This is a genomic window from Klebsiella ornithinolytica (assembly GCF_030505655.1).
GTDB lineage: Bacteria > Pseudomonadota > Gammaproteobacteria > Enterobacterales > Enterobacteriaceae > Klebsiella > Klebsiella ornithinolytica.
This window is the reverse complement of sequence record NZ_CP130153.1, coordinates 2,082,224-2,097,754: the sequence shown is the minus strand read 5'-3', so window position 1 is coordinate 2,097,754 and position 15,531 is coordinate 2,082,224. Positions and strand designations below refer to the sequence as shown.

Here is a 15,531-nt window from a genome sequence, read left to right as displayed (position 1 = left end):
AGCGAAGCGAAGTAAGGAAGATACAGCATGAACGATCTTGATATTACTCAGGCCGTCTCCCGCGTGCTGAGTAAATATACCAAAACGACGGCACCAGCGCCCGAACAGCCTGCGCCGGCAGCCGCCACACCGTTCGATCGCGGCAGCATCGACGCGATTGTGGCCAGCGTACTGGCAAGCCAGGCCGGAGCCGCTCCCGCAGCGCCTGTCGACGGGAGCGCCGGTGACGGTATTTTTGCCACCATGGATGCCGCGATTACCGCGGCACAGCAGGCGTACATCCAGTATCGCCACTGCTCAATGCAGGATCGCGCCCGCTTTGTTGACGGCATTCGCCAGTTTTTCCTGCAGGAAGAGATTTTGCACGCGCTCTCGACCATGGCGGTGGAAGAGACCGGAATGGGAAATTATGCCGACAAGATGGTGAAAAACCGCGTTGCCGCGCAAAAAACCCCAGGAGTTGAAGATCTCATCACCGCCGCAATCAGCGGAGATGGCGGCCTGACGCTGACCGAATACTCCGCCTATGGCGTCATTGGTTCGATCACCCCGACCACCAATCCGACCGAGACCATTATCAACAATACTCTCGGTATGCTGGCCGCCGGCAACGCCGTGGTCTTTAGCCCGCATCCGCGTTCGCGCCAGGTGTCGTTGTACTGCGTCACGCTAATCAATCAACAGCTGGCCCGACTTGGCGCCCCCGCCAGTCTGGTGGTCACGGTCGCCAGCCCGTCGATTGACAACACCAATGCCTTAATCGGCGACGCACGTATCAATATGCTGGTCGCCACCGGCGGGCCGGCGATAGTGAAAACCGTGATGTCGTCCGGTAAGAAAGCGATTGGCGCCGGCGCGGGCAATCCTCCCGTTGTGGTTGATGAAACCGCCAATATCGAGAAAGCCGCCCGCGATATCATCAACGGCTGCAGCTTCGATAACAACCTCCCCTGCGTGGCGGAAAAAGAGGTCATTGTCGTCAATGAAGTGGCGGACTATCTCATCCACTGCATGAAAAAAAGCGGCGCCTGGCTGCTGTGCGACAAACAACATATTCAGCAGTTACAGGCGCTGGTGCTGAATGAAAAAGGAAACGGCCCGAGTACCGCATTGGTGGGGAAAGATGCGCGCTACATTCTGCAGCAAATCGGTATCAGCGTGCCGGAGGAGATCAAAGTTATCCTGATTGAAACCGAACGTGACCATCCATTCGTGCTGCACGAACTTATGATGCCGGTTTTGCCGGTGGTCAGAGTGGAGAACGTCGATGAAGCGATCGATCTGGCGGTGAAAGTTGAACATGGTCATCGTCACACGGCCATGATGCACTCTACCAACGTTGAAAAACTGACCAAAATGGCGCGGCTGATCCAGACCACTATTTTTGTCAAAAATGGCCCGTCATATGCCGGGTTGGGCGTTGGCGGCGAAGGACATGCGACATTTACCATTGCCGGTCCGACCGGTGAAGGCCTGACCTCAGCACGCTCCTACGCCAGGCACCGTCGCTGCGTGATGGTTGAAGCGCTCAATATTCGTTGACTGAAGCAGGATGGCTGACTCGATCATGAAAAAACGCATTATCAACGCGCCGACGCCGGAAACGCTCGCCATGCTGAAAAGGCGGATGCCTTCGGAATCTCGCAACCGGCTGGAAAGTATCCGCATCGACGCTATCGGGTTGATTATGTTGCCGGTACCGGATCTGTACTTTTACGCCGATCTGGCAAGTAAAAGCGCACATGTTGCGGTATCGGAGATCTTTGGCAGCTGTCCGCAGCATATCACGACGCTGGCGCTGTTCGGCGAGATCGCCGCAGTGAATGAAGCCATGCGTATTATTGAGGATGATGACAGTACGTTCTGAGAGTTCGCTTATGAAAAGAATTTTGCTTCTGGCAGGCGATTTCTCTGAAGACTATGAAGTCATGGTGCCATGGCAGGCATTAAGCATGTTAGGTTTCAGAGTGGATGTGGTGTGCCCCGGGAAACGCTGCGGGGAATATATAAAGACCGCGATTCATGATTTTGAGGGCGATCAAACCTATAGCGAAAAACCGGGCCATCTGTTCCGCTTAACCGCCTCTTTTGATGAAGTCAGGATACAGGAATATTGTGGAATATATCTTGCCGGCGGCCGCGCTCCGGAATATTTACGTCTCAACCGGATGGTATTAAATATCATCCACTGCGCCAATAATATTGCGCTACCGATTGCCGCTATATGTCATGGACCACAAATTCTGGTTGCTGCCGGCATATTAAAAGGCAAAACGCTGACGGGATATTTCACCTTAAAGCCTGAAGTTGAAATGGCTGGCGGCATCTGGGTGAGCGCCGCAGACCACGAGGCGGTACATGACGGCAATCTTGTCACCGCGACGACCTGGATGGCGCACCCGGAAATATTACGTCAATTTATTAGTTTAATCGGCAGCAACACTATTAGCTAGCGTACCCGGCCCTACCGTCAGGTAAAAAAACTCAGGTGTGGAAAAACCCCACGCTTATATCATTTCGGGAGTTATTGTATGTTAGAGAAAGGCTTTACTCATCCGACCGATCGTGTAGTAAGACTCAAAAATATGATTCTGCATGCTAAACCGTATGTAGAATCTGAACGTGCGGTGCTGGCAACCGAGGCATATAAAGAAAATGAGCAGCTTCCCGCTATTATGCGGCGGGCAAAAGTCGTTGAGAAAATATTTAACGAACTGCCGGTCACTATTCGCCCTGACGAGTTAATCGTCGGCGCCGTCACGATTAATCCACGTTCGACAGAAATTTGTCCTGAATTCTCTTATGACTGGGTCGAAAAAGAGTTCGACACCATGGCGCACCGCGTTGCCGACCCGTTCATCATTGAGAAAAAAACCGCCGATGAGCTCCACCAGGCCTTTAAATACTGGCCGGGTAAAACCACCAGTTCGCTCGCCGCCTCCTATATGTCCGAAGGGACAAAAGAGAGCATGGGCAACGGCGTTTTCACCGTCGGCAACTACTTCTTCGGCGGTGTCGGACACGTCAGCGTCGACTATGGCAAGGTACTGAAAATCGGCTTTCGCGGGATCATCGATGAAGTCACCCGCGCGCTGGAGAAACTCGATCGCAGCACCCCCGATTACATCAAAAAAGAGCAGTTCTACAACGCCGTTATTCTGAGCTATCAGGCGGCAATCAATTTCGCCCATCGCTACGCGCAGGAAGCCTCGCGCCTTGCCCGTGAAGAACGCGACCCAACCCGTCAGCGCGAGCTGGAACAGATTGCCAGCAACTGTACCCGCGTGCCGGAATATGGCGCGACAACCTTCTGGGAAGCCTGCCAGACCTTCTGGTTTATTCAGAGCATGCTGCAGATTGAATCCAGCGGCCACTCAATTTCTCCCGGCCGTTTCGATCAGTACATGTATCCGTATCTGGCGGCAGATACCGCCATCAGCAGCGAATTTGCCCAGGAGCTGGTGGACTGCTGCTGGATCAAGCTAAACGATATCAACAAAACCCGCGATGAGGTTTCTGCCCAGGCCTTCGCCGGCTACGCCGTGTTCCAGAACCTGTGCGTCGGCGGTCAGACGGAAGACGGCCGTGATGCCACCAACCCGTTAACCTACATGTGCATGGAAGCCACGGCCCACGTGCGTTTGCCGCAGCCCTCTTTCTCGATTCGCGTCTGGCAAGGCACGCCGGATGAGTTTCTCTATCGCGCCTGCGAGCTGGTCCGTCTGGGACTTGGCGTACCGGCCATGTACAACGATGAAGTGATTATCCCGGCGCTGCAAAACCGCGGCGTCTCGCTGCATGATGCCCGCGACTATTGCATCATTGGCTGCGTGGAGCCGCAGGCGCCACATCGCACCGAAGGCTGGCACGACGCGGCGTTCTTCAACGTCGCGAAGGTCCTGGAGATTACCCTTAACAACGGCCGCTCAGGAAACAAACAGCTTGGCCCGATGACCGGTGAGATGACCCAGTACACCGGCATGGATGACTTCTATGCGGCCTTCAAAAAACAGATGGCGCACTTTGTGCACCAGCTGGTCGAAGCGTGCAACAGCGTCGACATCGCCCACGGCGAACGCTGCCCTCTGCCGTTCCTGTCCGCTCTGGTCGATGACTGCATTGGCCGTGGTAAATCCCTGCAGGAAGGCGGCGCGATTTACAACTTTACCGGCCCGCAGGCGTTCGGCATTGCCGATACCGGCGACTCCGTCTACGCCATCCAAAAACAGGTGTTTGAGGATCGCCGCCTGACGCTCCAGGAACTGAAGGGCGCGCTGGATGCCAACTTCGGCTACCCGGTCGGCGGCACCGCGCATAGCGCAGCGGCAAAATCCTCTCTCGGCGAGCAGGATATTTACGAAGTGGTCAAACGCATTATCGACCGGCACGGCTCGCTGAACCCGGCAGAGATAAAAAACGAAGTCTATCGTCAGCTCGCCAGCGCCAGTCCGGCCCCATCGGCAGGCAATCCGCGTTATGAAGAGATTCGCCATATTCTGGAAAATACGCCGTGTTTCGGTAACGACATCGACGACGTGGATCTTGTCGCCCGTCAATGCGCGCTGATCTACTGTCAGGAAGTGGAGAAGTACACCAACCCACGCGGCGGACGTTTCCAGGCCGGTATCTATCCGGTGTCGGCGAACGTGCTGTTTGGTAAAGATGTGAGCGCCCTGCCGGACGGTCGCCTGGCGAAAGAGCCGCTTGCCGACGGCGTATCGCCGCGCCAGGGGAAAGATACCCTCGGCCCGACCGCCGCAGCCAACTCGGTAGCCAAACTGGATCACTTTATCGCCTCGAACGGAACGCTCTACAACCAGAAATTCCTGCCCTCCTCGCTGGCGGGGGAAAAGGGTCTGCGAAACTTTGGCGGTCTGGTGCGTAACTACTTCGATAAGAAAGGGATGCACGTACAGTTTAACGTTATCGATCGCAACACGTTGCTGGAGGCGCAGAAAAATCCGCAGCAGCACCAGGACCTGGTGGTTCGCGTTGCGGGCTATAGCGCGCAGTTCGTGGTACTGGCGAAAGAAGTCCAGGATGACATCATCAGCCGCACCGAACAGCAATTCTGATTTTGCCTGACCTGCCAGGGCCATACGGCAACGTATGGCCCTTTATCAGACCCGATTTTAGCGGCTGACTTGCTGTTGCCTGGTGGTCGCTTTGTTGACGAGTGATGTTATGAACAGAGTCGAATACGATACCGAAGGCGTGTTATTCAATATTCAACGCTACTCCCTGCATGATGGCCCCGGCATCCGCACGATCCCCTTTTTTAAAGGCTGTCCGCTGGCCTGTAAGTGGTGCAGCAACCCGGAATCACAGCGCCCGCAGCCCGAGTTAATCTATAAAAAAAGCGACTGTATCCGCTGCGGAAAATGCGTGGAGGTCTGTCCGCAGCGGGCGCTTTCTCCGGGCAATCCGTTCTTTATCGACCGCGAACGCTGTATTCAGTGCGGCCAATGCACCGCGGTTTGCCCGACTCAGGCGCTGGAAATGAAAGGCAAACGTATGACCGTCAGCGAGGTGATCCGTGAGCTGCAGAAAGAAGAGAACTTATTTCGACGCTCCGGCGGCGGAATTACCCTCTCAGGCGGTGAACCGCTGGCTCAGCCGGTGTTTGCTCGCGAGCTCCTGAAAGCCTGTAAGGCCAAAGGCTGGCACACGGCGATGGAAACGACGGGAATGACCAGCAAAGCGGTGATTGAGGACGTCTTTCCGTGGGTCGATCTGGCATTAACGGATATTAAGGCCGTGAACCCGACTATTCATCAACTTAATACGGGTGTTGATAACCGTACGATTCTGGAAAACCTGATTCGGATCTCCTTTATCACTCACGTTATTGTGCGCATCCCGGTGATTCCCGGCGTTAACGACAGCCCGGAGGAGATTCGCAGCATTGCTGAATTTGCCCGCCTGATGTCTGGAGTGGACACGATTCATCTACTGCCTTATCACACCTTTGGCGAAAATAAATATACCCTGCTGGGCCGTATTTATCCCATGGGCGATGCCGGTTCGCACTCCGAAGACAAAATGGCCAGCCTGAAAAAAATCGTTGAATCGATGGGATTTCATTGCCATATCGGCGGCTAATCCTGACAACACAAAAAAAAGATTTCGCGCTCTTATCCCTTGTACCCCAATCGTTAAGAGATGGCATAGCGCATCGCTTAATACAGGAAAAAAACTATGAGTGACTCTCGTGAATCAGTAACCGGACAGTGTATTGCAGAATTTCTTGGTACCGGATTGTTTATGTTTTTCGGCACCAGCGTGCTGTGTGCGGCAAAACTGGCCGGCGCCAGCTTCGGTCTTTGGGAAATCTGCATTGTGTGGGGGCTGGGTATTGCGCTGGCGGTCTACCTGACGGCAGGGATCTCCGGCGCTCATCTTAACCCGGCGGTCACCATCGCCTTATGGATGTTCGCCCGCTTTGAGGCGAAGAAAGTGGCGCCTTATATCCTGGCGCAAATGGCCGGCGCATTTTGCGGTGCCGCTCTGACCTATCTGCTGTACCACAATCTGTTCGCCGACTATGAACAGGCCCACCAGATGGTGCGCGGCAGCCAGGACAGCCTGTATCTGGCCAGCATCTTTTCGACCTATCCGGCGGCAAGCATCAGCGTCTGGCTCGCGGCGCTGGTGGAAATTGTCATTACTTCGATGCTGATTGGCTTGATTATGGCGCTGACCGACGATGGCAACGGTGTGCCAAAAGGGCCGCTTGCGCCGCTGCTGATCGGCCTGCTGGTGGCAGTCATCGGCGCGGCGACCGCCCCGCTAACCGGATTTGCCATGAACCCGGCTCGCGATTTTGGTCCAAAACTGTTTACGTTTCTGAACGGCTGGGGCTCCGTCGCCATGACCGGTGGCAGAGAGATTCCCTACTTCCTCGTACCTTTGATTGCGCCGGTCATCGGTGGAATCCTGGGCGCGGCGATCTACCGCTATGGTATCGGGCGCCATCTCCCCGCCGCCAAAGCCGCCGCGGAGACGGTGAGTCATCCGCTATCCTGATTGACCCGACGCGCCCGCACTCCGCCAGCGCAACACATTGTGGCGGAGTGCTCCACAAACGCCCCTTTTCTGCTCGTGTCACCTGCTCCTCCTCCCCCCAGGCACCTCATCCGATTCTTAGCCGCGCATCCGGGCAGAGCCCGGTTGCTCATCTCTCGCTCGCGTCATCTCCTGGCGCGTAGCAACAAAAAAGCCACCTGCAGGTTAATGCCGATCGTTTAAGGGTCAGCTGACCGATCCGGCAGAGGGGTAAGTATCCGCCATTTCAAAGAGATGGCCGGTTTTTTATGCGGCGCTGTCAGATTTTCAACACGTCTGCAGGCGAGGCAGCCCTCAAGGTCTCGGTTAAGCCAGAGGTTTCGTATTTTCGCGCCAGCCACCGTTTACCGGTATCGTCCTGGCCTGCGATAAAGCAAAAAAATGCGGGTCACCTTGACGTGACCCGCATTAACCCGCAGGTGGCTTAACTGAAATGACAGCGGCTAGCGCCGGGTGTTCTTCGCCCGGGTCCGTGCCGTTTTTTTCTCCTCCTGAGTAGCCTGAACCGCCGACTCATTCTGAGGTTCAGCCTCTGCGCCCACCGGCGGAACCAGCGCCGGGTCAGGTTCCGCCGCCAGCGACGCCGGCAACTCAACGCCCGGGCTCTCCTCAAAAGCCAGGCAGGAGGCGGACTGTGCGGGAGACGTAATATTGACCACCGCTATCGTCGCGTCAGGAACTTCCGCGGCGGCAGGCGCTGTCGGTTCAGGAGGCGTGCCGCACGTTTGTGATGAGGCAATCAGGCTATCAATCCCGGTAGCGGTACGCGCAATGACTTTCCAGGCGTAGACCTGCCCGACCCGGCTAGCGGCGGCAACCCCGGCGGAGACGGCGGCGTTCATGGCGCCAACCTCACCGGTTAATTTGATGGTCACCAGCCCGCTGCCCTTGGTCAGCTCATAGCCAACCAGTTCGACATTCGCCGATTTTATTGCGGCATCAGCGGCCTCTACCGCCACCGTTAAGCCAACGGTTTCAATTAAGCCTAAGCTCTGCCCGGACATATCTCTCTCCTGTTATTTTTCATGCAAGGGGGTACACACCGACGCGCACAGCTGACCGGCGGCATCGTCACGCAACCGCGGCGCCTTATCAGTGCGTTCCCAGGGGAAGACTTCCCGACCAAAATGGCCGTAGCAGGCCGTCTGGCGATAGCGCGGCGCCAGCAAATCAAGCTGGCGGATAATGCCATAAACGCTGAGGTCAAAATGACGGTCGACCAGCTGCGTCAGCTGGTTCGCCGACAGACGGGAAGTCCCAAAAGTATTGATGGCGACCGAAACCGGTCGGGAAAGGCCGATGGCCCAGGCCAGCTGGACTTCGCATCGCGTCGCCAGCCCGGCGGCAACGATATTTTTTGCCACGTAGCGCGCGGCATAGGCCGCCGAACGATCGACCTTCGACGGATCTTTACCGGAAAACGCCCCGCCGCCGTGGCGCGCTGCGCCGCCATAGGTATCGACAATGATTTTGCGCCCGGTCAGGCCGCAATCCGCAGCGGGCCCACCGTTGATAAACGGCCCCGCTGGATTAATCAGCAGCCGGGTAGCGGGGGTCAGCCAGCGTGCCGGAATAACCGGTTTAATCATCTCTTCCATCACCGCTTCCCGCAGCGTCGCCAGCGGAAGGTCGGCACGATGCTGCGTGGAGACCACGATGGTGTCAGCATAATGGATCCGTCCGCCGCCATAACGCAGTGTCACCTGGCTCTTGGCATCCGGTAATAGCCCATCCAGCTGGCGCGTTTTACGCAGCTGCGCCTGGCGCGCCATCAGCCGATGGGCGTAGAGAACAGGAGCAGGCATGAGCTGCGGCGTTTCATCGCACGCATAGCCGAAGGTTATTCCCTGATCGCCGGCCCCCAGCGAGGCCGGATCGCGAGCGCGGATCCCGTTAGCAATATCGTCAGATTGCCGGCCCAGCATGCTGATAACCGCACAGGTTGCGCCATCAAAGCCTTTCGATGAATGGTCGTAGCCGACAGATTTCACCGTCGCCCGCACAATCTGCTCAAGATCGATACAGGCATCGGTCGATATCTCCCCGGCCACAATCACCGCCCCGGTTTTGACCAGGCACTCGCAGGCCACTTTGGCCCACGGATCTTTGAGTAAACAGGCATCGAGAATGGCGTCAGAAATCTGGTCCGCCATCTTATCCGGATGCCCTTCGGCAACGGATTCAGAAGTAAAGAGGTATTCATCCACGGCAGCGCCACTGTATAAAGAATCGTGTCCCATCTTAGCGGCGCGCGGCGCGGCGACGAGTAAACAATCTTGCCGGGATAGCGGACTTTCTTGCGCTTACGCTGGGGCAAGCGCAAAAAAGACCGGGTGACAATCAGCCCGCCTCGGGCAAGGCGATACGGCGATAATCGGATGGCGCAATGCCGGTCTCTTTCTTGAAGATCCGACAAAAATAGTTCGCATCCTGCCAGGAGAGTTCCAGCGCAATAGTATTCACTTTGAGATCGCTGTAGTGCAGAAGAGATTTGGCGATATTGATTTTTCGGCTGGTAATGTAACTGGAGAACCCGCTGCCGGTACTCTTTTTAAACGCCCGACTCAGATAGCACGGACTGACGAAGGACTCCGCGGCAATATCATCCAGCGTCATGTTGTTAAGCATGTTTTTTTCAATATGGAAACGGGCTCTGGCGACGAAATCCATGCTGCCGCTGGCGCTTTTAAACAGCTGCTCAAAGATCGCGTGGCTGAGATTGAATAACCCTACCATCACCGGCCAGTAGCGGCCGGTGCCCAGACCGTGCTGATGAATGCTGTGGATCAGATCGCTATTTTTTTGCCGACACGGGATATATTTATCGCCGAGCCCGGCAAGATGCTGCTGGAGCAATTCCAGGACATCGGTCAGCCTTTTCGCCCCATCGTTATCAGACATGTGTTGCGCGCAGGCCGCATCAAGAATACCGAACAACCAGGTGTGCCAGCCGGGATAATCACAGTTGCCCATCAGATCGCTTATCGTCTGCCGCTGCTCCCGCGTCGCGACAGCCCCTTGTTCGTCCACCAGCAAGGTTTTGCGGATCGTATCGCTGAGAATACTCTGCTTAACCGGTTTTAGCAGATAGTCATCCACTTTCAGGCTCAGCATATGGCGCACAATGTCAAAGTCGTCGTTTGCCGTCGTGACGATCACTTTGGTTTGCGTGTTTTTCTGCTTGAGATACTCAATAACCTGATTGCCATTGGGCAGCGGAATGTTGATATCCACCAGCATCATATCGATTTGATTCAGTTCATCGATAAGCTGAATAGCCTTTTTCCCCGTCGACGCCTCATGAATGACAGAATTATCCACGCAGCGAGAGACGATCCGCTTGAGCGATTCCGACTCAATATACTCATCTTCGACAATAACAATGTTATACATTCTCACACTCCAGACTCAGCTGGCGCCATCGGGAACCGGAGTTTTACCGTGGTGCCGAGCATCGGCTTATGGGGACTGGCAATCTGCAAACCATAGCTTTCGCCAAATAACAGCTGCAGGCGATTGTTGATATTATTAATGCCGATCCCGCCTTTCTGTCGATTCTGGTTGCCAGAGAGAATATGTTCAATATCCTCGGGTGAAATGCCATCTCCGTTATCGGCTATCTCGATAATGACATCTTTACCATCATCGGTAGCCCGGAGAATGATGTGGCTTTTGGTTTCACGCGGCTCGACAACATAATTAAAAAAGTTCTCCACCAGCGGCTGAAGAATTAAAAAAGGACAAACCGTTTCATTATATTTTTCAGGAATATCGCAAACATAGTCAAAACGTTCATTCATTCTGACTTTTTGAATGGCCATATAGCAATTGACATAATTCATTTCGCGGCCAAGGGTAATCAGACCATTATTATTTTTGCGCAGTAAATAGCGCATCATATCGGAAAAGTCATGCACCATCGTTTCCGTACGGCTGGCATCTTCGAGAAACGCCAGCCGACCGATCGTATTCAGCACATTAAACAAAAAGTGGGGGTTAATCTGGTAAGACAGCGCCTTGAACTCGGCCTCATGTAATGAACGTTCGATCTCCACGCGTTTACGCAGTTCGCTGGTTAGCTCCTGCTCTTTTTGCCGCAGCTCACGCTGGATGTTGTTGGCATGGGCCTGCTCGACCAGATAAGAGGCAACGTGCAGCAGCGTGTAGGCCGTCGATTCAAAGCGATCGTAGGGCATCCGCGGCGTATTTTCATGCAGATTGATAAGCCAGGGATTCTCTTGCCACAGATGATTATTGTCGAGGATATAGGGGATCGTTTGCTCTTTCTCCGCCTCGACCTTGACCTGCCCTGAAATAAACGCGCCGAGGTAATGACCATTAATCATAATGGGTACCGCAAATTCGACAAAACCGCAGTAGCAGCGATAGACCACCGGTTCACCGGCGAGCATTGCCGCCCGCCCTCCGGCGCTGTCGCTGTCATAGCAGTGGCGGGCCAGGGTGGCATTCATTCTTGATCGGGCGCAAAAATCAGAGAAACCGCTCGCCTGGGTGACCGGAATACCGTCCTGGTCGACCACCACCAGCGCAATCATCATCGATTGACTAAAATTGTCCTGCAGCGTTTGCAAACGGTCAACATCAAGAAATTCGTGTAATTTGTATTTATTTTTCATGATATCCACCACCTCAAGTCAAATGCCGTTAAACCATACCCTATTTAGCATTTTAAAATGATGAAACCGCTCACAAACAAAAAATGAGTTGTATGAGAATTGTTAATGCGGTGATTACGTTGCTTCTGTTTTTATTATATTAATTAACATTCATCGGCATGCGATAATATAATCCGGGCACAACGATGGCCAAATAAAAGAGAGGCACTCACTAACCGGCTACTGTTCAGACGATTAAATTGAACAGCGCTATGAAATTGTTCTTTTGCGAATATCCGCTATTGATGACCGTAAAATCCCATGCCGCGGCGTGGGATTTTACGGGATGCCCGTTTCAGAAAAAGCCGCGCAACGCCAGCCGTCGGGAAAGTCTATCCTTTGGCAAAATTGGCCTGGATACGCTGCTGCAGATAGGCCTCTGCGGTAATCGGCGGGTATTTCGCCTGCGGCCCGAGGATCTCGACATCTTTATTGGCCTGACAGAAAAACGCCAGGCTATAGCGCGGTCCCTGATACTCATGGGCAAGCGGGCTTCTCACGCGGTGGAAGTTCGAGGGGAGCTGGTCGTCGCTCCAGCGCATCAGCATATCGCCGATATTACAGGTGATCACCTCCTCGCGAGGCTCAATGCTGGTCCACTGCTGGCTCTCGCGGTCCTTACCCGGACACACCTGCAGACCGCCCTGCCCCGGACGCTGGAACAACAGCGTCAGGCAGTCAAAATCCGTATGGGCGCCGGCGCGCCACATCCCCTGCTGCGCCCGCTCGCTGGCGTAGTAGTGCAGCATACGCAATGTGCTCTGGTAGGTCTCACGATCCGGATCGTGAGCGGTGGTGAAAAACGACTCCGCAAATCCCAGCTTAAGGGCAAAGCATGACAGCAGCTTCATCCCCAGCTGCCAGCACCGGGATTCAAACTCCAGCATCGTCTTTCTGAACGCCGGGAGCTGCTGGTCGCTGGGCCACAGCCCCGCCATCAGCGGACGGGTAATCTGGTACGACTCTTTTTGATCCGGGGTCTTCGTCGATGGCCGGACCTGCGCCTTGCTTTCCCAACCGGCATTGCGGGCCAGCGGATACTGCCCTTTCACCTCATCGGGCAGGGCGAAAAACGCCTCGGTCATGCTGAATGCCTGGCGAATTTCCGCCAGCGGAATACCGTGATGACTGACCTGAAAGAAGCCAATCTCCACTGCCGCCTCCCATAGCCGATCGGCAATCTCACTTTTCCTCTCCTCAAAATTTGAGAGATCGATACAGCGCACTTCGCGGGTAAACGTCTCTTCCCCCGGCGCGCCCATCAGCGCCTCTTTCTCCAGTTCCTGTAATGCATAGCCCTGATTTTGAACAGATTGCGTCATTATGATTGTCCTGTATTGGGTTTAAACAGCCGCCCGCTGTTGTAGGGTTCGTACCGCCGCCAGCGCGTCGCGACGCATGGCGTCAAGATCCACGCCGGGGATCACATCCTCCTCAACGATCGGCCGGCCATTGAGCAGCAGCGCTTTCAGGGAGGCCCGACCGCCGCAGGCCACCGGGCCAATCGCGATATCGTGCAGCCCGAAGTAGCGCGGATCGTCGAGGCGATAAATCGCTAAATCCGCCTGCATCCCGACGCTGATGGTGCCGCACTGCGGCAAGCCGAGGATGTGTGCGCCGCCCGCGCTTCCCCAGCGCACCACATCCTCCACCGTGGCGGCGTCAGCACCGCCCTCAAAGGTACCGCCAGCGTAGCGCGGCTGCGCCAGCATGCCCTTACGCGCTCGTTGCAACAGCCATGCAGCATGGGCTTCGCTTTGCATATCCGCCGCTTCATTGGAGGCGGCGCCGTCCACGCCCAGCGATACCGGCACCCCGGCCTTTTCCAGCGCCAGCAAATCCGCGATCCCGCTTCCCAACCGCCCGTTGCTTTGCGGACAATGGGCGATGCCGGTGCCGGTTTGCCCAAGCAGCGCGATCTCTTCCGGCAGCAGCTTCACCAGATGAGCAAACCACACGTCATTTCCCAGCCAGTCGTGTTCGGCGCAGAACTGGACCGGCGTCATCGCGAACTTCTCCCGCGCGGCATCCAGATAATCCACGGTTTCCGACAAATGGCTGTGCAGCCGAATGCCCAGGTGACGAGCCAGTTTGGCCATCTCCCGCAGCTGAGCGCCCGGTGCAGAATGCAGCACGGTGGTGGGCGCCATCACCACCCTCCGCAGGGAACCGGCGTCAGGGCGGTGATAGCGTTTGACTAGCCGTTCAATATCCGCCATATAGCCATCGAAGGTTTCAGGACGCAGCGCGACCGGCAGATCCTGCTCAACGGCCCGCCCCTGGGTTGCGCCTCCGCGACACAGAACAATGCGCATGCCCAGCGCCTCGCCTTCGCTAAATACAATCTCCGAGGTATCGAAGGGCATATCGGGCCAGTATAAATAGTTGTGATCCGCGACGGTGGCGCATCCCGATCGCAGCAGCTCCACCAGCCCGACGCGTACCGCCAGACGGAAAGTGTGCTCATCGAACGCGGCGCGAAACCGGTACGGCGTGGCGCTCAGCCATGCCGTCAGGCTCTGATTCAGCCCCTGAGGCTCGCCCTTTAACAGCGACTGGAACAGATGGTGATGCGTATTCACCCATGCCGGATAGACCACGCAGTCCCGGGCATCGATCTGTCGCTCCTCCGGCAGCGCCGCCAGCGAACCGATGGCGGCGATAACGCCATCGTGGATACGGATATCCGGCCCGGCCAGCCGCGCGGCATCCCCCGGGAGACCGCTGAGAATGGCATGCGCGTTTTTAATCACTAATGACATAGCGTCACTCCTCAGGGTTTAATCTGCATAGTCTGCACAAACTCGGTGGTATAGGCCTGCTTCCAGTCGGTAGCGGTATCCAGCAGGTTGGCGCTGACCATAAAATCACGGGTCTTCCGCCAGCGCGTTTCCGTCATCGTCCCCCAGCCCTCGCTGGCGGCGTCGCCGCCATCAATCAGATGATGCTGGCGGATTTGCGTGACGGCCCAGGCCAGCAGATCGTCGGTCATTTTGGGGTTATCTTTTTTAATCAACGCATTTCCCGGGGCCGGGTTGTTCAGGTAGCTCACCCAGCCTTCCATCGACGCGCGGACAAACTTTGCCAGCGCCGCGTTACGGTCGGCGATGGTTTCCGGACGGGCAATCAGAATGCCGCCGTAGGGGGGATAGCCGTGTTCGGAAAACAGGAAGAAGTTTGATTTCACCCCCGCCTTTTGCACCTGGAAAACCTCGGAACTGACGTAGGCTTGCTGGGCGACGTTGTCATCCGCGACAAAGGGTTGAATATTGAAGGTATAGGGTCGGGCCTGGGCATCATTCAGTTGATACTGCCCCTTCAGCCACGGCCACCACGTTGCCTGACCGGAGCTGGAGACCAGAATGGTTTTCCCTTTCAGTCCCTCCAGTGAAGCGACATCGGTATGGGTCAGCAGTCCCTGGGGATCATACTGAAAGGGAGCAGCAATGGCTTTGGCCTGGAATCCCCGCTGAATGCCTTCCAGCAGCTGCAGATCGTAGCCGATAATAACGTCCGCCCGTTTTGATAGCAGCAGCTGCATGCCGTTAACCTGGGGGCCTCCGGAGCGAATGTCGACCTCCAGGCCATATTTTTTGTAGATCCCCGTCGCCTGCGCCTGATAATAGCCGCCCTGCTCCGCCTGGGCGTACCAGGAGGTCAGCAAAACAATTTTCTCCTCGGCCTCAACGGCCAGAGACATACCGCTCAGGGCCACCAGACCCAGCACACGGTAGCCCCAGGGAGTGCGTGAACGTATTTTCATTGCCCCTCTCCTCATAACGCCGGGAAA

Annotated in this window: 12 protein-coding genes and 1 pseudogene; 6 read left to right on the top strand and 7 right to left on the bottom strand. The window is 55.9% G+C overall.

Annotation, left to right across the window (positions count from 1 at the left end):
- The first annotated feature begins 27 nt into the window (after window positions 1-27).
- The 6 genes from Q1L34_RS09770 to Q1L34_RS09745 all read left to right on the top strand — a co-directional run bounded on the left by Q1L34_RS09770 (window position 28) and on the right by Q1L34_RS09745 (window position 7,026).
- The gene (locus tag Q1L34_RS09770) at window positions 28-1,542 is read left to right on the top strand and encodes an aldehyde dehydrogenase family protein (protein WP_152308730.1); all 1,515 of its coding nucleotides are present in this window, start codon (window positions 28-30) and stop codon (window positions 1,540-1,542) included.
- Window positions 1,543-1,567: 25 nt separating this feature from the next.
- A complete protein-coding gene (locus Q1L34_RS09765) occupies window positions 1,568-1,867 on the top strand; it encodes a hypothetical protein (RefSeq protein WP_004863604.1) in 300 nt (99 codons plus the stop codon).
- A gap of 10 nt (window positions 1,868-1,877) precedes the next feature.
- Window positions 1,878-2,453 carry a DJ-1/PfpI family protein gene (locus Q1L34_RS09760; RefSeq protein ID WP_004863606.1) on the top strand — a complete coding sequence of 192 codons (576 nt, stop codon included), beginning with the start codon at window positions 1,878-1,880 and terminating at the stop codon, window positions 2,451-2,453.
- 78 nt (window positions 2,454-2,531) lie between these two features.
- Window positions 2,532-5,075, top strand: a complete 2,544-nt coding sequence (grpM, locus tag Q1L34_RS09755) for a glycyl radical diol dehydratase GrpM (protein WP_015584070.1) — start codon at window positions 2,532-2,534, stop codon at window positions 5,073-5,075.
- A gap of 109 nt (window positions 5,076-5,184) precedes the next feature.
- Window positions 5,185-6,102, top strand: a complete 918-nt coding sequence (locus tag Q1L34_RS09750) for a glycyl-radical enzyme activating protein (protein WP_004863616.1) — start codon at window positions 5,185-5,187, stop codon at window positions 6,100-6,102.
- Window positions 6,103-6,198: 96 nt separating this feature from the next.
- Window positions 6,199-7,026 carry an MIP/aquaporin family protein gene (locus tag Q1L34_RS09745; protein ID WP_004863618.1) on the top strand — a complete coding sequence of 276 codons (828 nt, stop codon included), beginning with the start codon at window positions 6,199-6,201 and terminating at the stop codon, window positions 7,024-7,026.
- A 776-nt stretch (window positions 7,027-7,802) separates the two neighbouring features.
- Here the strand turns inward: Q1L34_RS09745 and Q1L34_RS28470 are convergent.
- The 7 genes and pseudogenes from Q1L34_RS28470 to Q1L34_RS09710 all read right to left on the bottom strand — a co-directional run.
- A pseudogene (locus Q1L34_RS28470) lies at window positions 7,803-8,069 on the bottom strand (BMC domain-containing protein); the annotation flags it as partial.
- 12 nt (window positions 8,070-8,081) lie between these two features.
- A complete protein-coding gene (gene metK / locus Q1L34_RS09735) occupies window positions 8,082-9,305 on the bottom strand; it encodes a methionine adenosyltransferase (RefSeq protein ID WP_099144284.1) in 1,224 nt (407 codons plus the stop codon).
- A gap of 100 nt (window positions 9,306-9,405) precedes the next feature.
- Window positions 9,406-10,458 (bottom strand): response regulator, encoded by a 1,053-nt coding sequence (locus Q1L34_RS09730; protein ID WP_327204479.1) that lies wholly within the window; start codon window positions 10,456-10,458, stop codon window positions 9,406-9,408.
- Window positions 10,459-10,460: 2 nt separating this feature from the next.
- The gene (locus tag Q1L34_RS09725; RefSeq protein WP_004863628.1) at window positions 10,461-11,702 is read right to left on the bottom strand and encodes a sensor histidine kinase; all 1,242 of its coding nucleotides are present in this window, start codon (window positions 11,700-11,702) and stop codon (window positions 10,461-10,463) included.
- A gap of 371 nt (window positions 11,703-12,073) precedes the next feature.
- Window positions 12,074-13,063, bottom strand: a complete 990-nt coding sequence (locus Q1L34_RS09720) for an isopenicillin N synthase family dioxygenase (protein WP_004863630.1) — start codon at window positions 13,061-13,063, stop codon at window positions 12,074-12,076.
- Between the two features lie 21 nt (window positions 13,064-13,084).
- Window positions 13,085-14,503 carry an amidohydrolase family protein gene (locus Q1L34_RS09715; RefSeq protein ID WP_048025098.1) on the bottom strand — a complete coding sequence of 473 codons (1,419 nt, stop codon included), beginning with the start codon at window positions 14,501-14,503 and terminating at the stop codon, window positions 13,085-13,087.
- Window positions 14,504-14,514: 11 nt separating this feature from the next.
- Complete coding sequence (locus tag Q1L34_RS09710) at window positions 14,515-15,504, bottom strand: ABC transporter substrate-binding protein (protein ID WP_015584064.1); 990 nt, start codon at window positions 15,502-15,504, stop codon at window positions 14,515-14,517.
- Window positions 15,505-15,531 lie beyond the last annotated feature (27 nt).

What these genes read in the sequence shown, in the direction of transcription:
- Q1L34_RS09745 (WP_004863618.1), top strand. Translation starts at nt 6,199, where the DNA reads ATGAGTGACTCTCGTGAATCAGTAACCGGACAGTGTATTGCAGAATTT.
- Q1L34_RS09765 (WP_004863604.1), top strand. Translation starts at nt 1,568, where the DNA reads ATGAAAAAACGCATTATCAACGCGCCGACGCCGGAAACGCTCGCCATG.
- Q1L34_RS09725 (WP_004863628.1), bottom strand. Translation starts at nt 11,702, where the DNA reads ATGAAAAATAAATACAAATTACACGAATTTCTTGATGTTGACCGTTTG.
- Q1L34_RS09715 (WP_048025098.1), bottom strand. Translation starts at nt 14,503, where the DNA reads ATGTCATTAGTGATTAAAAACGCGCATGCCATTCTCAGCGGTCTCCCG.
- Q1L34_RS09770 (WP_152308730.1), top strand. Translation starts at nt 28, where the DNA reads ATGAACGATCTTGATATTACTCAGGCCGTCTCCCGCGTGCTGAGTAAA.
- Q1L34_RS09720 (WP_004863630.1), bottom strand. Translation starts at nt 13,063, where the DNA reads ATGACGCAATCTGTTCAAAATCAGGGCTATGCATTACAGGAACTGGAG.
- Q1L34_RS09730 (WP_327204479.1), bottom strand. Translation starts at nt 10,458, where the DNA reads ATGTATAACATTGTTATTGTCGAAGATGAGTATATTGAGTCGGAATCG.
- Q1L34_RS09710 (WP_015584064.1), bottom strand. Translation starts at nt 15,504, where the DNA reads ATGAAAATACGTTCACGCACTCCCTGGGGCTACCGTGTGCTGGGTCTG.
- metK (WP_099144284.1), bottom strand. Translation starts at nt 9,305, where the DNA reads ATGGGACACGATTCTTTATACAGTGGCGCTGCCGTGGATGAATACCTC.
- Q1L34_RS09760 (WP_004863606.1), top strand. Translation starts at nt 1,878, where the DNA reads ATGAAAAGAATTTTGCTTCTGGCAGGCGATTTCTCTGAAGACTATGAA.
- grpM (WP_015584070.1), top strand. Translation starts at nt 2,532, where the DNA reads ATGTTAGAGAAAGGCTTTACTCATCCGACCGATCGTGTAGTAAGACTC.
- Q1L34_RS09750 (WP_004863616.1), top strand. Translation starts at nt 5,185, where the DNA reads ATGAACAGAGTCGAATACGATACCGAAGGCGTGTTATTCAATATTCAA.